The 21,332-nt window shown below is 50.4% G+C and carries 19 protein-coding genes; 10 read left to right on the top strand and 9 right to left on the bottom strand.

Annotated elements, in window-relative coordinates; translation table 11 throughout:
• Position 1: 1 nt before the first annotated feature.
• Positions 2-598 (top strand): nucleoid occlusion factor SlmA, encoded by a 597-nt coding sequence (gene slmA / locus M977_RS11250; RefSeq protein ID WP_064514996.1) that lies wholly within the window; start codon positions 2-4, stop codon positions 596-598.
• 29 nt (positions 599-627) lie between these two features.
• Here slmA and pyrE read toward each other — a convergent pair whose 3' ends face one another.
• Entirely contained in the window at positions 628-1,269 is a 642-nt protein-coding gene (gene pyrE, locus M977_RS11245) for an orotate phosphoribosyltransferase (RefSeq protein ID WP_064514994.1), read from the bottom strand.
• Between the two features lie 138 nt (positions 1,270-1,407).
• Entirely contained in the window at positions 1,408-2,124 is a 717-nt protein-coding gene (gene rph, locus M977_RS11240) for a ribonuclease PH (protein WP_064514992.1), read from the bottom strand.
• Between the two features lie 124 nt (positions 2,125-2,248).
• On the opposite strand from rph, the gene M977_RS11235 reads away from it, so the two are divergent.
• On the top strand, positions 2,249-3,112 hold the full coding sequence (locus M977_RS11235; protein WP_064514990.1) for a YicC/YloC family endoribonuclease: 864 nt from the start codon (positions 2,249-2,251) through the stop codon (positions 3,110-3,112).
• A 235-nt stretch (positions 3,113-3,347) separates the two neighbouring features.
• Complete coding sequence (locus tag M977_RS11230; RefSeq protein WP_034461473.1) at positions 3,348-3,965, top strand: trimeric intracellular cation channel family protein; 618 nt, start codon at positions 3,348-3,350, stop codon at positions 3,963-3,965.
• Here M977_RS11230 and ligB read toward each other — a convergent pair.
• Positions 3,959-5,650 carry an NAD-dependent DNA ligase LigB gene (gene ligB, locus M977_RS11225; RefSeq protein ID WP_064514987.1) on the bottom strand — a complete coding sequence of 564 codons (1,692 nt, stop codon included), beginning with the start codon at positions 5,648-5,650 and terminating at the stop codon, positions 3,959-3,961. The two genes, M977_RS11230 and ligB, sit on opposite strands and share 7 nt — an antisense overlap.
• Before the next feature lie 255 nt (positions 5,651-5,905).
• Here ligB and gmk point away from each other — a divergent pair, with 255 nt between their 5' ends.
• From gmk to recG, 5 genes are read left to right on the top strand one after another with little or no spacing between them, the layout of a single operon-like run.
• Positions 5,906-6,529 carry a guanylate kinase gene (gene gmk, locus M977_RS11220; RefSeq protein WP_064514985.1) on the top strand — a complete coding sequence of 208 codons (624 nt, stop codon included), beginning with the start codon at positions 5,906-5,908 and terminating at the stop codon, positions 6,527-6,529.
• Positions 6,530-6,583: 54 nt separating this feature from the next.
• Positions 6,584-6,859, top strand: coding sequence for a DNA-directed RNA polymerase subunit omega (gene rpoZ / locus M977_RS11215; protein ID WP_034461476.1), 276 nt, complete (start codon positions 6,584-6,586; stop codon positions 6,857-6,859).
• A gap of 18 nt (positions 6,860-6,877) precedes the next feature.
• Positions 6,878-8,989, top strand: a complete 2,112-nt coding sequence (gene spoT, locus M977_RS11210; protein ID WP_064514982.1) for a bifunctional GTP diphosphokinase/guanosine-3',5'-bis pyrophosphate 3'-pyrophosphohydrolase — start codon at positions 6,878-6,880, stop codon at positions 8,987-8,989.
• 4 nt (positions 8,990-8,993) lie between these two features.
• On the top strand, positions 8,994-9,683 hold the full coding sequence (trmH, locus tag M977_RS11205) for a tRNA (guanosine(18)-2'-O)-methyltransferase TrmH (protein WP_064514980.1): 690 nt from the start codon (positions 8,994-8,996) through the stop codon (positions 9,681-9,683).
• 4 nt (positions 9,684-9,687) lie between these two features.
• On the top strand, positions 9,688-11,769 hold the full coding sequence (gene recG / locus M977_RS11200) for an ATP-dependent DNA helicase RecG (protein WP_064514979.1): 2,082 nt from the start codon (positions 9,688-9,690) through the stop codon (positions 11,767-11,769).
• Between the two features lie 4 nt (positions 11,770-11,773).
• On the opposite strand, the gene gltS is transcribed toward recG, so the two are convergent.
• Positions 11,774-12,976 (bottom strand): sodium/glutamate symporter, encoded by a 1,203-nt coding sequence (gene gltS, locus M977_RS11195; RefSeq protein WP_064514977.1) that lies wholly within the window; start codon positions 12,974-12,976, stop codon positions 11,774-11,776.
• Between the two features lie 230 nt (positions 12,977-13,206).
• Here gltS and M977_RS11190 point away from each other — a divergent pair, with 230 nt between their 5' ends.
• Positions 13,207-14,598 (top strand): nucleobase:cation symporter-2 family protein, encoded by a 1,392-nt coding sequence (locus M977_RS11190; RefSeq protein ID WP_064514975.1) that lies wholly within the window; start codon positions 13,207-13,209, stop codon positions 14,596-14,598.
• A gap of 125 nt (positions 14,599-14,723) precedes the next feature.
• Positions 14,724-16,406: an AsmA family protein gene (locus M977_RS11185; protein ID WP_064514973.1), complete on the top strand. Its 1,683-nt coding sequence runs from the start codon at positions 14,724-14,726 to the stop codon at positions 16,404-16,406.
• Positions 16,407-16,428: 22 nt separating this feature from the next.
• Here the strand turns inward: M977_RS11185 and fabY are convergent, their stop codons facing one another.
• The 5 genes from fabY to typA form a co-directional block, all read right to left on the bottom strand.
• Complete coding sequence (gene fabY / locus M977_RS11180; protein WP_064514971.1) at positions 16,429-17,370, bottom strand: fatty acid biosynthesis protein FabY; 942 nt, start codon at positions 17,368-17,370, stop codon at positions 16,429-16,431.
• A 44-nt stretch (positions 17,371-17,414) separates the two neighbouring features.
• Complete coding sequence (gene dtd, locus M977_RS11175) at positions 17,415-17,852, bottom strand: D-aminoacyl-tRNA deacylase (RefSeq protein ID WP_064514968.1); 438 nt, start codon at positions 17,850-17,852, stop codon at positions 17,415-17,417.
• A complete protein-coding gene (locus tag M977_RS11170; RefSeq protein ID WP_064514966.1) occupies positions 17,849-18,721 on the bottom strand; it encodes a virulence factor BrkB family protein in 873 nt (290 codons plus the stop codon). The genes dtd and M977_RS11170 overlap by 4 nt, the downstream gene beginning before the upstream one ends.
• Positions 18,718-19,314: a glucose-1-phosphatase gene (yihX, locus tag M977_RS11165; protein ID WP_064514964.1), complete on the bottom strand. Its 597-nt coding sequence runs from the start codon at positions 19,312-19,314 to the stop codon at positions 18,718-18,720. The genes M977_RS11170 and yihX overlap by 4 nt, the downstream gene beginning before the upstream one ends.
• A gap of 153 nt (positions 19,315-19,467) precedes the next feature.
• Complete coding sequence (typA, locus tag M977_RS11160; RefSeq protein ID WP_064514962.1) at positions 19,468-21,294, bottom strand: ribosome-dependent GTPase TypA; 1,827 nt, start codon at positions 21,292-21,294, stop codon at positions 19,468-19,470.
• Positions 21,295-21,332: the final 38 nt, after the last annotated feature.

The raw sequence follows: 21,332 nt of genomic DNA, 5'->3' as shown, positions 1-21,332 counted from the left end.
CATGGCAGAAAAACAAGCTGCGAAACGGAATCGTCGCGAAGAAATACTTCAGTCTCTGGCCCAAATGCTTGAATCCAGTGATGGAAGCCAACGAATCACCACCGCTAAGCTCGCGGCGACTGTTGGCGTTTCCGAAGCTGCGCTTTATCGACATTTTCCTAGCAAAACAAAGATGTTCGATAGTCTTATCGAGTTTATTGAAGACAGTCTAATTACCCGTATCAATCTCATTTTGAAAGATGAGAAAGACACACACTCTCGGTTACGTTTGATTGTTCTACTGATTCTCGGGTTTGGCGAACGCAACCCTGGCCTTACACGTATTCTCACCGGCCATGCTTTGATGTTTGAACAAGACCGCTTGCAAGGCCGCATCAACCAGCTCTTTGAGCGTATTGAAGTGCAATTGCGCCAGGTGATGCGAGAAAAGAAGATGCGTGAAGGCGAAGGGTTTGTTACCGATGAATCGCTGCTAGCAAGCCAGCTTCTGGCATTTTGCGAAGGGACGCTATCGCGTTTTGTACGTAGCGAATTCCGCTATCTACCTACCGGTGATTTTGATATCCGATGGCCACTGGTTGCCTCCCAGCTTCAGTAATTGAAAAGGGCCTTTAAAGGCCCTTTTTCTTAAACACCGTACTGAGTACGGTATTCCTGTACAGCCGCTAAATGCACAGCCATCTCAGGTTTTTCTTCCAGGTATTCAACCAAGTCTTTCAGAGTGATGATTGAAATCACTTTGCATTGGTAATCACGCTCAACTTCCTGAATCGCTGATATCTCGCCACGGCCACGTTCCTGGCGGTCCAGAGAAATGAGCACGCCAGCCAGTGATGCATCATTAGCGGCAATAATTTCCATGGACTCACGAATTGCGGTACCTGCGGTGATAACATCATCCACCAGCATTACACGCCCTTGCAGCGCGCTACCAACCAGATTGCCACCTTCACCATGGTCTTTGGCTTCTTTGCGGTTAAAGCAATATGGCAGATCAAGCTCGTGATGTTCGGCCAACGCAACGGCGGTAGTCGTCGCGATTGGAATCCCTTTGTAAGCCGGCCCAAACAGCAAATCAAACTCAATCCCGGAATCCACTAACGCTGCAGCATAAAAACGGCCCAACAGTGCCAGGTCGCGCCCGGTATTGAACAGCCCGGCATTGAAGAAATAAGGACTGGTACGCCCGGATTTCAGCGTGAACTCGCCAAACTTAAGTACCTGCTTGTTAAGCGCAAACTCAATAAACTGGCGCTGATACGGTTTCATGGATTTGCTCCTATAAATTTCATTTATATATTTACCCAAAACAATTCGAGCTACATCACGGCAAGCGAATACTGCCAACTACGATGCAGCTTGAAGTATGACGGGTATAAAAAAGGCGACTCTCAGAGTCGCCTAAAATCAATTTTCTAACGCCGCCTTCTGCGCCGTTACGATAGATTCAATTCCCCCTCGGGCCAGCGCCAGTAGCGCCAGTAGCTCTTCATGGGTGAACGGCTCGCCTTCAGCGGTGCCTTGAACCTCAATCATTCGGCCATCTTCCATCATCACGACGTTCATGTCGGTTTCTGCAGCAGAATCTTCAACATATTCCAGATCGCAAACAGCAGCACCATTAACGATACCAACTGAGACTGCAGCTACCATCCCTTTCATCGGGTTGGTTTTCAGCTTACCTGCGGCAACCAGCTTGTTCAATGCGTCAGCCAGAGCAACACAAGCACCGGTGATTGAAGCTGTACGAGTACCACCGTCAGCCTGCAGAACATCGCAGTCCAGCGTGATGGTGTATTCACCGAGAACCTTCAAATCTACTGCTGCACGAAGCGAGCGAGCAATCAGGCGCTGAATCTCAAGAGTACGACCGCCCTGCTTACCTTTTGCTGCTTCACGGAAGTTACGCGTATGAGTTGCACGAGGCAACATACCGTATTCTGCGGTGATCCAACCCTGGCCCTGGCCTTTCAGAAAACGCGGAACGCCTTCTTCAACAGTGGCGGTGCAAAGTACTTTGGTATCGCCAAACTCGACCAGCACGGAGCCTTCTGCGTGTTTGGTGTAATTACGGGTCAGGGTGACTGTGCGCACTTGTTCGGCGCTACGACCTGATGGACGCATGGGGTTATCTCCGGCTAAAACGAATGTGGCTGCGCATTATACGGACTTCGCTCGCTTATTCCTATCATGCAAGTCCTGGCATAGCTATAATCCCCACATCTATTACGCAATACGGTTACGAAATATGATCCGCAGTATGACCGCCTATGCCCGACGTGAAGTTAAAGGCGAATGGGGCAGCGCCTCCTGGGAGTTACGTTCAGTAAACCAACGTTATCTCGAAACTTACATTCGCATGCCGGAGCAGTTCCGTAGCCTCGAACCTGTGGCACGCGAACGTATTCGCACTCGCTTAACCCGCGGAAAAGTAGAATGTAACCTGCGTTTCGAACCTGATGCCCGCTCACAAACTTCTTTGTTGCTCAATGAAAAACTGGCTAAACAGCTGGTAGAAGCGGCCAACTGGGTCAAAATGCAAAGCGATGAAGGCGAAATCAATCCGGTCGATATTTTGCGCTGGCCTGGTGTGATGTCAGCACAAGAACAAGATCTCGACGCCATCACCGCTGAAATTCTTGCAGCCCTTGATGGTGCGCTGGACGACTTTATTGTTGCCCGCGAAACCGAAGGCGAAGCTCTGAAAGCGATGATTGAGCAACGTCTGCAAGGTGTCAGTGCTGAGGTCGTCAATGTTCGCGCGCAGATGCCTGAAGTTTTGAAATGGCAACGTGAACGCCTGATTGCAAAACTGGAAGATGCCCAGGTTCAGCTTGAAAATAATCGCCTTGAGCAAGAGCTTGTGCTGATGGCTCAGCGTGTCGACGTTGCTGAAGAGCTGGATCGTCTGGAAGCTCACGTCAAAGAAACGTACAACATTCTGAAGAAAAAAGAAGCCGTTGGCCGCCGCCTCGACTTTATGATGCAAGAATTCAATCGCGAGTCGAATACCCTTGCCTCAAAATCTATTAATTCAGATGTCACCAATTCAGCGATTGAACTGAAAGTGCTGATTGAACAGATGCGTGAGCAGATTCAGAACATCGAGTGATGTTCACATTGTCTTTCTAAGCCCGCACTATGCGGGCTTTGTCATTCAAACGACCTAATTCATCAATTTAAATAATTCTCTTTAAATACATAAACCACAGAACACCCCTACCTCACTGCTAAAAAACACGATTACGCATTAGTAAATATAATCAAAACCGCTTCGCTTTAAAAAAACTCAATCGTGATATTGTTCACAAAACGTTACCCTCTCAGCGTTTCCACTGGAGGTATCAATGCTATTACACATTCTTTATTTGGTCGGGATTACCGCCGAAGCAATGACCGGCGCACTCGCTGCAGGCCGCCGCCGCATGGATACTTTCGGTGTCATCATTATTGCGACAGCTACTGCACTTGGCGGTGGGTCTGTGCGTGATATTCTGCTTGGGCACTACCCGTTAGGCTGGGTGAAACACCCTGAATACGTCGTGATTGTGGCCGTTGCCGCTGTACTCACCACCGTGTTTGCTCCTGTGATGCCTCATCTTCGCCGCCTTTTCCTGGTTCTCGACGCGCTCGGATTGGTTGTTTTCTCTATCATCGGTGCACAAATCGCCTTGGATATGGGTGAAGGCCCAATCATCGCCATTATTGCAGCCGTAGTGACCGGCGTATTTGGTGGTGTCCTGCGCGATATGTTCTGTAAACGTATCCCACTGGTTTTCCAGAAAGAGCTATATGCTGGCATCGCTTTCGCCTCAGCAGTGCTTTACATCGTTTTGCAGCACTATGTTTCGAACCAGGACGTGGTGATCATTTCCACACTTATCTTCGGATTCACGACACGTTTGCTGGCATTACGTCTACGCCTTGGATTACCGGTTTTCCACTACAAACATGCAGATCACTGATCAATAAATCCCCGAATTCCTTGCTGTGCCAGAAATGCCACTAGCCCAGCTATTTGGGGATGATTCACAAACTCCACCAGCTTTTTTGCCCTTATAGGACCTACTCCCGGCAGCTTTTGCCAACTAAGCTCATCCCTGGCAACCAAATGTGACCATTGTGAATCGGGCATTGTGGTGAGTACTGCCCTTGGTAGCGGCAAGCCAAATGCCAGCAGCCACTGCCTGAATGGTTGCTGCCGGGCTTGCGAGAATTGCTGCCAAAGATGTGCCGTCCTCGCCACAGAATAATCACTAATCTGAGACAAATCATTTTGAGTGACTGCCAACCAAGAAAAGATATGTTCCATGTTGAGATTTTGTTGGAGCTGCTGCCAGGAACGTACACTAACTCCGTTGATATTTAGTATTTCAGGAGAGCTTAACCACGTAAGACGTGCAATAAACTGCTCGCGACACCAGCTCTCAAAATAGAGGCAGCTCAGCGTCGTGTTCTTTTTTTCGGATGGTGGTTGCGGTTTATTACGCGGATTAACTCGCCACACAACCTCGTCAAAACGAGGAATTCCCTGCCCGGCAAGGCTCACCATTATCTGATCGCCTGCGGCAATATCCAACGCCTGCCATTTTCTAACTGAACCGATGTTGACTCGTTTAACCTGTTTATCATCAATCTGTAAAGGATGCAGATTAAGTACAACGGAGACTTTGCCTGTACGCCCCACAGCAAACTGGACGCTTTTAACTTCAGCAATTTGCTGTAATGGCGGATATTTCCATGCAACCACCCATGAAGCCTTTCCCGGAGCCCAAAGCTTTCCAGTTGGTTCAACCCCTTCTCGGATAACAACGCCATCTGTCGCAAAGGGTAGTGGGGTCGTAAACCATGACTCGCGCTGCTTCGATATCTCATCCATAGAATTAACGGACTTTGACCAGGTTTTAGTCAGCGGGAAACCGGCCTGAGCAAGTACTTCGATTTTCTGGTTCATTTGCGTTGGGCCGTCGGGCCAGGCCCATATAAAGATCCCCAACTCTTTGAGTAAAGCAGGCTCCCCCTTGCGCATCATAGCGCCAGCAGCTTTTCCTCGGGCGTTAATGCTGCCCATTGTTTTCTGTACGTGATTATCCCTTTTCCAGAAGATCTCACCCTGCAGCACACTATTGGCAAGTGGGCCGATAAGAGTTTGAGGGATGTCAGGAATCATTTTGGCTTTTACTGTCCAATCCTGCCCTTTTTCACCATCACCCCGGCTCAGAAGTTGAACGAGGTGACCCTGGCGATAAACCAATGTCATCGCCACACCATCCACTTTCGGCTGTACCCAGAGATCGGTTTTGCCTTTTACCCACAACGCAACGGCTGTCCTGTCGGGAAGTTTTTTAACGCCAGTATGAGCAACGGGATGAAGCGCTTTGCCGTGTGTGAATAACCCAGGCTGTTGAGGTTCTTTTGTCGGGCTAAAGCAACGCTGCCAATTATTGAACTGGTTACGTAGGCCATCGTATGTAGCATCACTGACGATACTGACACCTTGTTGATAATAGGCTTGATCCCATTCCCCAAGCTTTTCTTTCAATATCGCCATCTCCTGCTGGGCTTGCTCAGATGACCAGACCGGACATGATGCTGATGCCATTGCGCTGAACATCCCCAGAAACCCGATAAACTTTGTTATCCACCTCATATGACCCTCCGTGTAGAAGCAAAGTCAGGTATAACGCTCAAAAACAAGCTGTGCGATTGGGTTTTAAAAAGGATGCGAAGGGCTTTCAGAGATTTTTAATGTATTGCAGTAATACGGCATGTTTTTGGAAATCCTTGCGCAAAATGGCAGAAATATTGCTGGGGAGTGCGACAAATTCTCCGTGACACGTAGACGGCGTGTATAATAGGCCCGTATACGCACTTCTTTTTATGCTTACCGAATAAGTTAGAACTCATGGCTCAAGGCACGCTTTATATCGTTTCCGCCCCAAGTGGCGCGGGGAAATCCAGCCTCATCCAGGCTTTGTTAAAGACACAACCGCTGTATGACACGCAAGTTTCTATCTCCCATACCACTCGTGGTATTCGTCCGGGAGAGAAACATGGCGAGCACTATTTCTTTGTGGAAAAGGAAGTGTTTAAGCAGATGATTGCTGAAGACGCGTTCCTTGAACACGCGGAAGTGTTTGGTAATTACTACGGCACTTCTCGCCATGCCATTGAGCAAGTTCTGGCTACAGGTGTGGATGTGTTTTTGGATATTGACTGGCAAGGCGCGAAGCAGATTCGTCAGAAAATGCCGCACGCCCGCAGTATTTTTATCCTGCCGCCGTCAAAAGATGAGCTGGACCGTCGCCTTCGTGGCCGTGGGCAAGACAGTGAAGAAGTTATCACTAAGCGAATGGAACAAGCTGTTGCAGAAATGAGCCACTACGCGGAGTATGACTATTTAATCGTCAACGACGATTTTGACACCGCACTGTCAGATTTAAAAATTATCATTCGTGCCGAGCGTCTACGAATGGGTCGCCAAAAAGCGCGACATGACGCTTTAATCAGCAAACTATTGGCAGACTGAGCCCAGTTTCAGTATCATGCCCAGTCATTTCTTCATCTGTGGAGCATTTTAATTATGGCACGCGTAACTGTTCAGGACGCTGTTGAGAAAATTGGTAACCGTTTTGACCTGGTTCTGGTCGCCGCACGTCGCGCTCGTCAGATGCAAACTGGTGGTAAAGATCCACTAGTGCCTGAAGAAAACGATAAAACGACTGTAATCGCACTGCGCGAAATCGAAGAAGGGTTGATCACCAACCAGATTCTCGATGTTCGTGATCGCCAGGAACAGCAAGAGCAGGAAGCCGCAGAACTGCAGGCTGTTACCGCTATTGCTGAAGGTCGTCGTTAATTAGCCTGCGGGTAGCCCTTGTATCTGTTTGAAAGTCTGAATCAACTGATTCAACCATACTTGCCCGAGGAGCAGATTAAGCGACTTCGGCAAGCATACCTTGTTGCGCGTGATGCTCACGAGGGACAAGCACGTTCAAGCGGTGAACCCTATATCACCCATCCTGTCGCTGTAGCCTGCATTCTGGCCGAGATGAAACTCGACTATGAAACACTGATGGCTGCACTACTGCATGATGTGATCGAAGACACCCCAGCCACCTACCAGGATATGGAACAACTGTTTGGCAAAAGCGTTGCCGAACTGGTGGAAGGGGTATCTAAGCTCGACAAACTGAAATTCCGCGATAAGAAAGAAGCTCAGGCTGAAAACTTCCGCAAAATGATCATGGCGATGGTGCAAGACATCCGCGTCATTCTGATCAAACTCGCCGACCGTACGCATAACATGCGCACTCTTGGGGCTTTGCGCCCTGATAAGCGTCGACGTATTGCTCGCGAAACCCTCGAAATTTATAGCCCTCTGGCGCACCGTCTTGGTATTCATCATCTGAAAACCGAACTGGAAGAGCTGGGCTTTGAAGCGCTTTACCCGAACCGTTACCGCGTCATTAAAGAAGTGGTTAAAGCAGCGCGCGGTAACCGCAAAGAGATGATTCAAAAAATCCTCTCTGAAATCGATGGGCGTTTACAAGAAGCGGGCATTCCTTGCCGTGTCAGCGGTCGCGAAAAACACCTTTATTCTATTTACTGCAAAATGACGCTCAAAGAGCAGCGTTTCCACTCGATTATGGATATTTACGCCTTCCGCGTAATTGTTCACGACATGGATACCTGTTACCGCGTTCTTGGGCAGATGCATAGCCTCTACAAACCACGTCCGGGCCGGGTTAAAGACTATATCGCCATTCCAAAAGCGAACGGATATCAGTCCCTGCATACTTCAATGATTGGCCCACACGGTGTGCCGGTTGAAGTGCAAATCCGTACCGAAGATATGGACCAGATGGCAGAAATGGGTGTTGCCGCTCACTGGGCTTATAAAGAGCAAGGTGAAAGTGGCACTACAGCGCAAATCCGTGCCCAGCGCTGGATGCAAAGCCTGCTGGAATTACAGCAAAGTGCCGGTAGCTCATTTGAATTTATCGAGAGCGTAAAATCCGATCTGTTCCCGGATGAGATTTACGTTTTCACTCCGGAAGGGCGCATTGTCGAATTACCGGCTGGTGCGACACCTGTCGATTTCGCCTATGCCGTACATACCGATATCGGCCACGCATGCGTTGGTGCTCGTGTCGACAGACAACCCTATCCGCTGTCTCAGTCGCTCGCGAGCGGCCAGACAATCGAAATCATTACCGCACCGGGCGCTCGCCCGAATGCTGCCTGGCTGAACTTTGTGGTGAGCTCAAAAGCTCGCGCCAAAATCCGCCAGATGCTGAAAAACCTGAAGCGTGATGACTCTGTTAGCCTCGGACGCCGCCTGCTTAACCATGCGTTAGGTGGTAGCCGCAAGCTTGCCGAAGTTCCGCCAGAAAATATCCAACGTGAGCTTGAGCGCATGAAACTCGCCACGCTTGATGATTTGCTGGCTGAAATTGGTTTGGGTAACGCCATGAGTGTGGTTGTCGCGAAAAACCTGCAAGGAGAATCACAAGCGTCTTTGCAGGCGAATGCTCTGCCGCATAGCCATCTGCCTATCAAAGGCGCAGACGGCGTGCTGATTACTTTTGCTAAGTGTTGCCGCCCCATTCCTGGCGACCCGATAGTTGCTCACGTCAGCCCTGGTAAAGGGTTGGTTATCCACCATGAGTCTTGCCGTAATATTCGTGGCTACCAGAAAGAAGCCGAGAAGTTTATGGCGGTGGAATGGGATAAGGAAACTGAGCAAGAGTTCCTCACTGAAATCAAAGTAGATATGTTCAACCATCAGGGTGCACTGGCAAATCTGACGGCGGCTATCAACACAGCAGGCTCAAATATCCACAGCCTGAATACAGAAGAAAAAGATGGTCGCGTCTATAGCGCGTTTATCCGTATGTCTGCCCGCGATCGTGTTCATCTGGCTAATATTATGCGCAAAATCCGCGTGATGCCGGATGTCATCAAAGTTACCCGCAACCGAAACTAGTGTTATGAATCCTCAACGTTATGCGCGTATTTGCGAGATGCTCGCCAGGCGTCAGCCTGACTTGACCGTCTGCATGGAGCAAGTCCATAAACCTCATAACGTCTCGGCGATTATTCGCACCGCAGATGCAGTGGGTGTACATGAAGTTCACGCAGTCTGGCCGGGTAACCGAATGCGCACTATGGCTTCTGCTGCTGCGGGAAGTAACTCCTGGGTTGAAGTTAAAACGCACCGCGATATTGGCGATGCAGTTAGTCATCTAAAAAGCAGCGGGATGCAAATCCTCGCCACCAACCTTTCTGATAAAGCCGTCGATTTCCGCGAAATTGATTACACCCGCCCGACCTGTATTTTGATGGGGCAGGAAAAAACAGGTATCACCAGGGAAGCGTTAGCGCTGGCAGACCAGGACATCATTATTCCGATGATCGGGATGGTGCAATCGCTCAATGTGTCCGTTGCTTCCGCACTTATTCTTTATGAAGCACAGCGTCAACGCCAGAATGCCGGTATGTATCAGCGCGAAAACAGCACCCTGCCAGAGTCCGAACAACAGCGCCTGCTGTTTGAAGGCGGCTACCCTGTACTGGCGCGAGTTTCCCGCCGTAAAGGTTTGCCCTACCCACATGTGAATCAGCAAGGTGAGATAGAAGCTGATGCCGCATGGTGGGCCACAATGCAATCTGCGGAGTAGCTGGATGAAAGGCCGTTTGCTGGATGCCATACCGTTAAGCACGCTTGCCGGAGTCGGCGCCAGCCAGAGCGGTAAACTGGCCAAAATTGGCCTGTACACCATTCAGGATCTTCTTCTGCACCTGCCGCTTCGTTACGAAGACCGCACCCATCTCTACACTATCAATGACCTGCTGCCAGGCGTTTACGCCACGGTGGAAGGTGAAGTTCTGAACTGCAATATCAGTTTTGGCCGCCGCCGTATGATGACCTGCCAGATTTCTGACGGCACCGGCATCCTGACGATGCGGTTTTTCAACTTCAACGCTGCAATGAAAAACAGCCTCGCGACCGGTAAACGCGTGCTTGCCTATGGCGAAGCAAAGCGCGGCGCACATGGCGCGGAAATGATTCATCCAGAGTACCGTATTCAGGGCGACCTCAGCACACCAGAACTACAAGAAACGCTGACGCCGGTTTACCCCACAACGGAAGGTATCCGCCAGGCAACATTGCGCAAGCTGACCGATCAGGCCCTGGAATTGCTCGATACCTGCGCCATTGCTGAATTGCTCCCGGCTGATTTGAGCAAGGGAATGATGAGCTTGCCAGAAGCGTTGCGCACTCTACATCGTCCGCCTCCATCAATGCAGCTCGCCGATCTGGAGACGGGGAAACATCCGGCTCAACAGCGCTTAATTCTTGAAGAGTTGCTGGCGCATAATCTGAGTATGCTCGCGCTGCGCGCAGGTGCTCAGCGTTATCACGCGCTGCCTTTGCATGATCATGACGAATTAAAAAACCGCCTGTTGGCTGCGCTGCCGTTTAAACCAACTGGTGCGCAGGCTCGCGTTGTGGCCGAAATCGAACACGACTTAGCGCTGGATGTGCCAATGATGCGCCTTGTGCAGGGTGATGTTGGGTCAGGTAAAACCTTGGTTGCCGCCCTCGCCGCACTACGCGCTATCGCGCATGGGAAACAGGTGGGGTTGATGGCTCCAACTGAGCTACTCGCAGAACAGCACGCTAATAACTTCCGCCAGTGGTTTGCGCCGCTGGGCATTGAAGTGGGCTGGCTTGCTGGTAAGCAAAAAGGCAAAGCGCGTATCGCTCAACAGGACGCGATCGCCAGCGGTCAGGTGTCGATGGTGGTGGGAACGCACGCGATCTTCCAGGAACAGGTGCAGTTCTCGCAACTTGCACTGGTTATCATTGATGAACAACATCGCTTTGGTGTTCATCAACGCCTGGCGTTGTGGGAAAAGGGCCAAATTCAGGGCTTCCACCCGCATCAGCTCATCATGACTGCTACACCGATTCCGCGCACGCTGGCAATGACGGCTTACGCTGATTTAGACACATCTACGATCGATGAACTCCCACCTGGCCGTACTCCGGTAACAACCGTCGCTATTCCAGACTCACGCCGCAACGATATTATCGACCGCGTGCGTGGAGCTTGCAGTGATGAAGGCCGTCAGGCGTACTGGGTTTGTACGTTGATTGAAGAATCTGAGCTGCTCGAAGCTCAGGCAGCTGAAGTCACGTGGGATGAGCTAAAAATAGCCTTGCCTAATCTGAATGTCGGCCTGGTTCATGGCCGCATGAAGCCGCAGGAAAAGCAGGCTGTGATGCAGGCTTTTAAAGAAGGCTCAATTCATCTGCTGGTTGCGACAACGGTTATTGAAGTTGGTGTTGATGTACCAAATGCCAGCCTGATGATTATCGAAAACCCTGAGCGTCTGGGTCTTGCGCAGCTCCATCAGCTTCGTGGCCGTGTGGGTCGTGGTGCGGTTGCATCTCACTGTGTGTTGCTTTACAAGTCACCACTGTCGAAAACCGCACAGCTGCGTTTACAGGTACTGCGCGATAGCAACGATGGCTTCGTCATTGCTCAGAAAGATTTGGAAATTCGTGGTCCGGGGGAATTACTCGGCACGCGCCAGACGGGAAGTGCCGAGTTTAAAGTAGCAGATCTATTGCGCGACCAGGCGATGATCCCGGAAGTACAGCGCCTTGCGCGCCATATTCATGAACGCTATCCCGAGCAGGCAACCGCGCTCATTGAACGCTGGATGCCTGAAACGGAACGCTATTCAAACGCCTGATGGTTTAGCCAAAGATTGGCAGCATCAAATACATCTTGATGACCAGCGCGTTGACGATATCAATAAAGAACGCGCCGACCATCGGCACCACCAGGAATGCCATATGTGACGGGCCAAAACGCTCGGTAATCGCCTGCATATTGGCGATCGCCGTTGGTGTTGCCCCAAGGCCAAAACCACAATGCCCCGCAGCCAGAACCGCCGCATCGTAGTTTTTCCCCATCAAACGGTAAGTCACGAAAATCGCATACAACGCCATAAAGATGGTTTGTACGGTCAAAATTGCCAGCATCGGCAACGCCAGCGAAGCCAGTTCCCACAGCTTGAGGCTCATCAACGCCATGGCGAGGAACAGCGACAAACAGACGTTCCCTAACACGGAAACCGCACGTTCAAATACCCGATAGAAACCGAGCAGTGACATGGTGTTGCTGAGAATAACTCCAACAAATAACACGCAAACGAATGTCGGCAATTCAAAGCTGGTGCCTTGTATGAGATGGCCGACAAACTTACCAACCGTAAGGCAGATAGCAATCATCGCGATGGTTTCAATCAACACCATAGAGGTGATCATGCGCCCGACCGCAGGTTTCTCAAAAGCGGTTGGGTCAATGCTATCTTCAGGTGTGCCATCAGGTGTAGATGAGTGTTTGACCAGATATCGTGCCACTGGCCCGCCAATCAAACCGCCCAGCACCAGACCAAAGGTTGCGCATGCCATAGCAACTTCGGTGGCATTCTGGAAACCATAACGCTCGGTGAACAGCTTACTCCAGGCTGCACCTGTGCCATGCCCGCCCGATAACGTAATAGAACCCGCCAGTAATCCCATTAACGGATCAAGACCTAACAGGCTCGCCATACCGATACCAATGGCGTTTTGCATCACCAGCAAACCCACCACCACAATCAGAAAAATACCGACAACTTTGCCACCCGCTCGCAAGCTGGACAGGTTGGCGTTCAGGCCGATTGTGGCAAAGAAGGCGAGCATCAAAGGATCTTTGAGGCTCATATCAAATTCAAATTCCCAACCGACACTTTTTTTGAGTACCAGCAAGGCAAGGGCGATTAAGAGTCCACCCGCTACGGGTTCAGGGATAGTGTATTTTTTTAATAGCGGTATGGTGTGGACCATTTTTCGGCCCAGTAATAAAACGAGAGTCGCAGCAACAAGGGTAGAAAGGGTGTCGAGATAAAACATAGAAGTGCTCCTGTTTGCGCATATTTCTCACAGACGCTTTTAATTTATCCTTCACTGGAATTTCAGGTTCTAGAAAAGTCAGCAGCTGGATTTTAACCAAAAAACAGTCGAAAGTTATATAAAAAGCTCGGCATATACACTTTTTATCTTAGGAAACACCCTTAGCAAACGTTTGCTTTTGGCCTTTAGTCCGCTAAAATCACCGTTTTTTCGGCAGGGGATAATTTCTAATGTCTGTTAATGCTGTTGAGTCTGAAGATGCGCAACCGATTGCCCACGCTAGTACCAGTGAGTTGATTTACCGCCTCGAGGACCGTCCACCTCTCCCACAAACGCTGTTCGCTGCTGGCCAGCATTTATTAGCAATGTTTGTTGCGGTGATCACACCTGCGATGTTGATTTGCCAGGCTCTGGGACTTCCAGCAGAAGATACCCAACACATTATCAGTATGTCCCTGTTCGCATCAGGCGTGGCATCAATTATCCAGATTAAAGCGTGGGGCCCGGTTGGTTCTGGGCTTCTGTCAATTCAGGGCACCAGTTTTAACTTTGTCGCACCGCTAATTATGGGTGGCATGGCATTAAAGAATGGCGGGGCTGATGTTCCGACCATGATGGCAGCACTTTTTGGCACCTTAATGCTCGCAAGCTGCACCGAGATGCTTTTATCACGCTTCCTTCACCTTGCTCGTCGCATTATCACGCCGCTGGTTTCTGGTGTAGTTGTGATGATTATAGGTCTGTCCTTAATTCAGGTTGGCCTGACATCTATTGGCGGTGGCTATGGTGCAATGAGTGACCATACATTTGGCGCACCGAAAAATCTGCTGCTGGCAGGTGCAGTATTAGTGGTCATCATTCTTCTGAATCGCCAGCGCAATCCGTACTTGCGCGTGGCTTCGCTGGTTATCGCCATGGCAGTAGGTTACGCGCTCGCATGGGCAATGGGCATGCTGCCTGATGTTGCGCCATCAACCAATACTGACCTGATCATGGTGCCAACACCGCTTTACTACGGCCTGGGCATTGACTGGAACCTACTGATTCCGCTGATGCTGATCTTTATGGTGACCTCCCTTGAAACCATTGGCGATATTACGGCGACATCTGACGTCTCTGAGCAACCGGTTTCTGGGCCATTGTATATGAAGCGCCTGAAAGGCGGCGTGCTGGCTAATGGCCTGAACTCTTGTGTTTCAGCCGTATTCAACACCTTCCCTAACTCTTGCTTTGGACAGAACAATGGCGTTATTCAGCTTACGGGTGTGGCCAGCCGTTATGTTGGATTTGTCGTTGCGCTGATGCTGATTTTATTGGGCCTGTTCCCGGCAGTAAGTGGGTTTGTACAACACATTCCTGAGCCAGTTTTAGGCGGCGCAACTATCGTAATGTTCGGCACGATCGCTGCATCCGGTGTGCGTATTGTCTCCCGTGAGCCACTGAATCGCCGCGCAATTATGATTATTGCCCTGTCACTCGCGGTTGGTATGGGTGTCTCTCAGCAGCCACTTATTCTCCAGTTCGCCCCTGACTGGCTGAAAACCTTGCTCTCATCTGGCATTGCTGCCGGTGGTATTACCGCTATCGTTTTAAACCTGATTTTCCCACCTGAAAAAAATTGATGTACTTCACGCGCTGGTTATTTGTTAGCGCCAGCGCGTGTTACCCCTCCTGACAATCCCATCCTTGAGCTATAACGGTAAATGGGGCATAACACCCTTACCGAAACTTCATGGGATGGAAGACAATGAAATTTCTAGGAAAGCTGATCACAGCTTTATTGGTTGTCATAATAGTGGCACTTATAGCCGCTTATTTATTACTTCAAACTCGTTGGGGAGCATCCCAGATCAGTAGTTGGGTCAATGAGAAGAGTGATTACAATTTCTCTTTTGAAGTGATCAACCACAAGTGGGCATCGCCCACTCATGTCACGCTGACAAACGTCACCTTCGGACGCAAAGGCCAGCCAGCAACCCTGTTTGCGCAAAATATTGATATTGGCCTGAGCTCACGTCAGTTTTCGGAGCCTTTGCACGTCGACACGATAGTGCTGCAAAACGGAACGCTCAATATCAGCCCTGATGCTGCCTCGCTCCCCTTCCAGTCCGATATGCTGCAATTGAGCGATATGGCAATCAACAGCCCAAATACTGGGTGGGATCTGCACGCTCAACGCGTCAACGGGGGGGTAATACCGTGGCAACCAAAGCAAGGTAAAGTGCTGGGTAATACTGCTGATATTCAATTTAGCGCTGGTTCCATGACACTCAACGGAATCCCGGCTACAAACGTCTTGTTGCAAGGTGCGATTAATAACGAACAGGTGACGCTATCAACCATCGGTGCAGATATTGCACGTGGCTCGCTCACCGGTAATGCAAACCGCCTTGCGGATGGCTCCTGGCAGATCGGCAGCTTACGGCTCAACGATATCCGCCTACAAACCAATAAATCCATTACCGATTTCCTGGCGCCTCTTGGCAGCGTCCCTTCACTGAAAATCGATAGCCTCGAGGTGACAGATGCGCGCATGGAAGGAAAAGACTGGGCAATAACCGATTTAGATCTGAGTTTGCGCAACCTGACGCTGGCAAAAGGTGGCTGGCAAAGCGATGACGGGCGTTTATCGATGAATGCCAGTGATTTTATTATTGGTGCGTTGCAGCTAAATGACCCTATCGTGAATATCGATTTTAACCCGCAAACCGCTGTGATTCGCCAGTTCACTTCCCGTTGGGAAAGAGGCATGGTTCGCGCCTCAGGCGAATGGCAACGCACCGAGAAAAAACTGGCGCTGGATGAGCTGGTTTTTGCCGGGCTGGAATATACGCTGCCAGCCGACTGGAAAGCACACTGGATAGAGCCATTGCCGCAATGGTTAAACACGGTGACGATTAAAAAACTGTCGGCAAACCGTAATTTGATCATTGATATTGATCCCGCCTTCCCGTTCCAGCTCACCGCATTAGATGGCACGGGGAGCAATCTCGAAGTGGTGCGCAATAACCAGTGGGGAATATGGAGTGGAAACGCCACACTGAACGCCGCGGCCGCCACGTTTAACCGTGTCGATGTTCGCCGCCCATCCATTTCATTGAATGCGGCAGACAGCCAGATATCTATTACGGAACTTAGTGCTTTTGCTGGTGAAGGTATGCTGGAAGCAACTGGCGCTATCTCGCAAGCTCCGCAACGCAATGCGGCAATGAACCTGCGCGGACGCGCGGTGCCAGTAAATGTGTTGCAACAATGGGGGTGGCCAGCGTTACCGCTTGAAGGCAACGGTAATTTGCAGCTTTCAGTGACCGGCAACATTGCAGCTCAAACACCACTGAAACCCACGGTGAACGGGATATTACAGGCCACAAGCGCTGACGGAAAACAAGTACAGCAGACCATGCAGAATGGGGAAGTACCCGGCGCATAAGCGCCGGGCGGTTACCCTTCAACTATTCTTCTTCGTTCCCGCCTTCTTCAAGCGGGCCAAAAGGTTTCGCGGGGAGAACCAGATACACACCTTCAAAAACAGCGCCAGGCGTGTCATCACCGTAAAGCTCAACTTGCAATGCAACGCGAGCCTTGCGGCCACGCGCCAGACGGTCCAGATCGCCGCTCAACGAGCCTAAGTCAGCAATCGCTCCCGGTCTTCCGGTGATCGGGCTGCTATATCGGATATGTGCATCAGCCAGAATAATCGTGCCGCCAAGGTGGCGTTCACGCAACATCAGCCAAATCAGCCCCCAGCCGGTAAGCGTTGCAAGGGAAAACAGGCTGCCTGCGAATAAGGTTTGATGCGGATTTTGATTTCCCGCTTCAGGCATCGTCGTAATAAATTTCTGCCCAGTGTATTGCAAGATACGCACGCCCATCTTCTCGCTAAGCGGAATATGTTCGTACCAGGCCTGCTGTAACTGCCCACACCAGTCTGCGCGATGGAGAATGTCATCGAGCGAGGCGACCGGTTTAATCATTAGAAAGTGGCGGATAGGCGTGGTGGAAGGCGTGGTGATTTCACCCTGGTTCTCAAAACCGAGTTTGGCAAAAAACTCGACGGCATCTTCACGTGCGCTACATACAACACGTTTAACCCCTTCCTGGCGAGCGACAGTTTCCAGCGTCATTGCCACCAGCGTACCCAAGCCTTTGTCTTGCACCGAGGGGTGAACCGCCATAAAACGGATCGCTGCTTCGTTATCAGCATTGATGTACAAACGGCCAATTGCGACCGGATTGCCTTCTTCATCCACCACCATCTGGTGGTGAGCTAAGGCATCCCAGGCATCGCGCTCGGAACCTTTGGGTTGATGCAACGGCTTACGTAGCATCTCCCAGCGAAACTGGTAATAGAGCTCAAGCTCTTCTTCGGTTTGCGGTACGCGAAGGTGATACATACATGTACTCTCTCTTGTTACGCGGGACCGTAAAGGCTGCGAATTCAGACCTGTAACCAAAACGTCACCGGGCCGTCATTGGTCAGGCTGACTTTCATGTCGGCGGCAAAGCGCCCTGTTTCGGCAACAATGCCCTGCTGTCGACAGCGTTGAACAAAGTATTCATATAACTCTTCAGCAAGCTCAGGTGCTGCACCACAAGAAAAACTCGGGCGCATGCCGCGTTCGGTATCAGCGGCGAGGGTAAACTGCGACACCACCAGCACGCTGCCACCGGCTTGCTGAACGTTCAGGTTCATCTTGTCGTTTTCATCGCCAAAAATGCGGTAACCCAAAACACGTTCGCAAAGGCGATTCGCTTTCTGTTCGTTATCTTCTTTTTCGACACCCAATAACACTAAAAGTCCCGGGCCAATTTCACCCGTCACTTCACCGTCCACGGTGACGCGAGCGTGGGTGACACGCTGTATTAATGCAATCATGGTTCTTCCAATTCTTCCTGCTGGGCTTCGACACGGAGTTTGCGGTAATCACCGAGAGTGACAGTAATTTCGGCGCCGAGCAACACGATACACCAGGTCCAATAGACCCAGACAAATAAAATGGGGATCACGGCTAACACGCCGTAAATCAATTGGTAAGAGGGAAACATGGTGATGTAGAGGGCAAAACCTTTCTTACCAAGCTCAAATAAAAGAGCGGCCACCAGCGAGCCAATCAGTGCATCTCGCACCGGGACTCGAGTAGTTGGAACGATGCTATATAACATCCAGAATGACAGCCAGGAGAGCAGCAACGGGAAGATACGCAACACAATATCAATCGTGCTGTTAAAGCCCGTCACCCAGCGCAGCGAAAGCAGATACGAACTTATCACCAAACTCGCACCTGCCAGCAACGGCCCTAGCGTCAAAATCATCCAGTAGACGGCAAACGAGTAAATTTTTGGCCTGGTGCGCGTGCTGCGCCAGATAGTATTTAGTGCGCTATCCACTGCATACATCAGCAGCAATGCTGTAACAATAAGGCCACAGGCCCCCACAGCAGTCATCTTGTTGGAGTTAGCAACAAACTGTTCGATATAGCGTTGGATGATATCGCCCGTCGCGGGCAGAAAGTTTGAGAAGACAAAATGCCGCAGTTGAATACTAACGTCGGCAAACATCGGGAAAGCTGCAAATAACGCAAACACTACCGCAACCAAAGGCACCAGTGAGAGCAATGACACGTAAGCAAGGTTACCTGCAAGCGTGGTCATATTGTCCTGGTCAATCCGATGCCAGAGCAATTTACCCCAGGCGATACAGGGCCTGAGGTGCTTGCTCGTTTTGCGATGAACGTCTTTTATCATAGGCTTTTTGAGAAATAATCGGGCACCGTGTTTTTACCGGTCACCAAAATGCTGGTGATCCCCACCTGTTGAGCTCCTTTAATATTATCGGCGTTGTCGTCAAAAAAGACGGCTTCACTTGCCGAAAAACGTTCCGTTTCGAGGAGTTTTTGATAGATCTCAGCGTCGGGTTTACGCATTCCCATTTCCTGAGACAGATAGATTTTATCTGCCGCCTCGGCGATTTGCGGATATTCACCGGGCCAGAAATAAGTGTGTAAACGGTTGGTGTTAGAGAGCACTACGACACGATGCCCCTGTTCACGAAGCTTGTTCATGACAGCGATAACGTCCGGACGTAAGCCAACAAAGATAGCCTGCCAGCCTGCAGAAAACTGATCAAAGCTCAACGCCATGCCCATTTCTTCGCATATCGCAGCAGCAAATTCTTCGTCGCTAATTTGCCCCCGCTCGTGGCGTTGAAACGCCTCGCCCATTACAAAGCTTTTCTGCAAATTCGCTAGCGGGACACGGCTGTAATCGCTCCAAACCCCCATTACTCGGTTGAAGTCGATATCAACGATGACGTTTCCTAAATCAAAGATATACAGCATAAGCTTCTCCTTTGCGCATGGACAAATAACTGTAGCGGTAAAGGGTAGCTTTGACTATCGCAGATAAAAAAGCGATCCGGGTTCTGCGAGTTATTAAGCAAAAAAAAGCCCCGCCTAAACAGGCAGGGCTTCAATGCTTTGCAGGAAAGAAACTTACGCTTCTTTGCTACCACGACCCGCACGTTTGCGGTCGTTTTCAGTCAGGTGACGCTTACGAATACGTACGGAAGTCGGAGTAACTTCTACCAGTTCGTCATCATCGATGAATTCCAGAGCTTGCTCCAGAGACATCTTCAATGCAGGAACCAGAGTTGTTGCTTCGTCAGTACCGGACGCACGCATGTTGGTCAGTTTCTTACCGGTCAGGCAGTTTACAGTCAGGTCGTTAGAACGACTGTGAATACCGATGATCTGGCCTTCGTAAACTTCTGCACCGTGACCCAGGAACAGCTTACCGCGGTCCTGCAGGCTGAACAGCGCAAACGCGACTGCTTTACCCTGGCCGTTAGAGATCAGCACGCCGTTCTGGCGCTGGCCGATTTCGCCTGGCTTCACGTCGTCGTAATGGCTGAATGTGGAGTACAGCAGACCAGTACCAGAAGTCATGGTCATGAACTCAGTACGGAAGCCGATCAGGCCACGTGCTGGGATCAGGTAATCCAGACGGATACGGCCTTTGCCGTCAGGGATCATGTCTTTGACATCGCCCTTACGCTCGCCCATCGCCTGCATTACAGAACCCTGGTGCTGTTCTTCGATATCCAGAGTCACGTTTTCGAACGGCTCTTGCATACGACCATCGATCATACGGTTGATTACTTTCGGACGGGACACAGCCAGTTCGAAGCCTTCACGACGCATGTTTTCGATCAACACAGACAGGTGCAGTTCGCCACGACCGGATACACGGAATGCATCCGCATCTTCGGTTTCTTCAACACGCAGTGCAACGTTGTGCACCAGCTCTTTGTTCAGGCGGTCAAGGATCTGACGAGAGGTAACAAATTTACCTTCTTTGCCACAGAACGGAGAGGTGTTGACGTTGAAGAACATGGTAACAGTTGGTTCATCAACAGACAGTGCTGGCAGCGCTTCAACATTTTGCGTATCGCAAAGAGTGTCGGAGATGTTCAGCTCGCCCAGACCGGTAATCGCGATGATGTCGCCGGCTTCAGCTTCGGTGGATTCAATACGCTCCAGACCGAGGTGAGTCAGTACTTTACCGACTTTACCGTTACGAGTTTTACCTTCGCTGTCGATGATAGTGATTTGCTGGTTAGGCTTCACTTTACCGCGTTTGATGCGACCGATGCCGATTACGCCAACGTAGTTGTTGTAATCAAGCTGGGAGATTTGCATCTGGAACGGACCATCAGAGTCAACGGATGGTGCTTTAACGTGGTCAACAATCGCCTGGTACAGCGGGGTCATGTCTTCCGCCATCTCATTGTGATCGTTACCCGCGATACCCATCAATGCTGATGCATAGATGATTGGGAAATCGAGCTGCTCGTCAGTCGCATCAAGGTTAACGAACAGGTCAAATACCTGATCAACAACCCAGTCAGGACGCGCGCCAGGACGGTCAACTTTGTTGATTACAACAATTGGCTTCAAACCGTGGGCAAATGCCTTTTTGGTTACGAAGCGCGTCTGCGGCATTGGGCCATCCATTGCGTCAACGACCAGCAGAACGGAGTCTACCATGGACATTACACGTTCAACTTCGCCACCGAAGTCGGCGTGCCCAGGGGTATCAACGATGTTGATACGGTAGTCATTCCATTTGATAGCGGTGTTTTTAGCGAGGATGGTAATCCCACGCTCTTTCTCCAAATCGTTGGAGTCCATCACGCGTTCGGTGGCTTCAGCACGTTCGTTACTGAAAGTACCAGATTGCTGCAGCAGCTTATCAACCAGGGTAGTTTTACCATGGTCAACGTGCGCGATGATGGCGATATTACGCAGATTTTCGATCACAACTTTGCCTCAGGCATTAGAAATAGCGCGTTATTGTA

The sequence above is a fragment of the Buttiauxella gaviniae ATCC 51604 genome (assembly GCF_001654835.1).
GTDB classification, from domain to species: domain Bacteria; phylum Pseudomonadota; class Gammaproteobacteria; order Enterobacterales; family Enterobacteriaceae; genus Buttiauxella; species Buttiauxella gaviniae.
The sequence above is the reverse complement of the archived record's forward strand: the minus strand, read 5'-3'. Positions and strand labels throughout refer to the sequence as shown.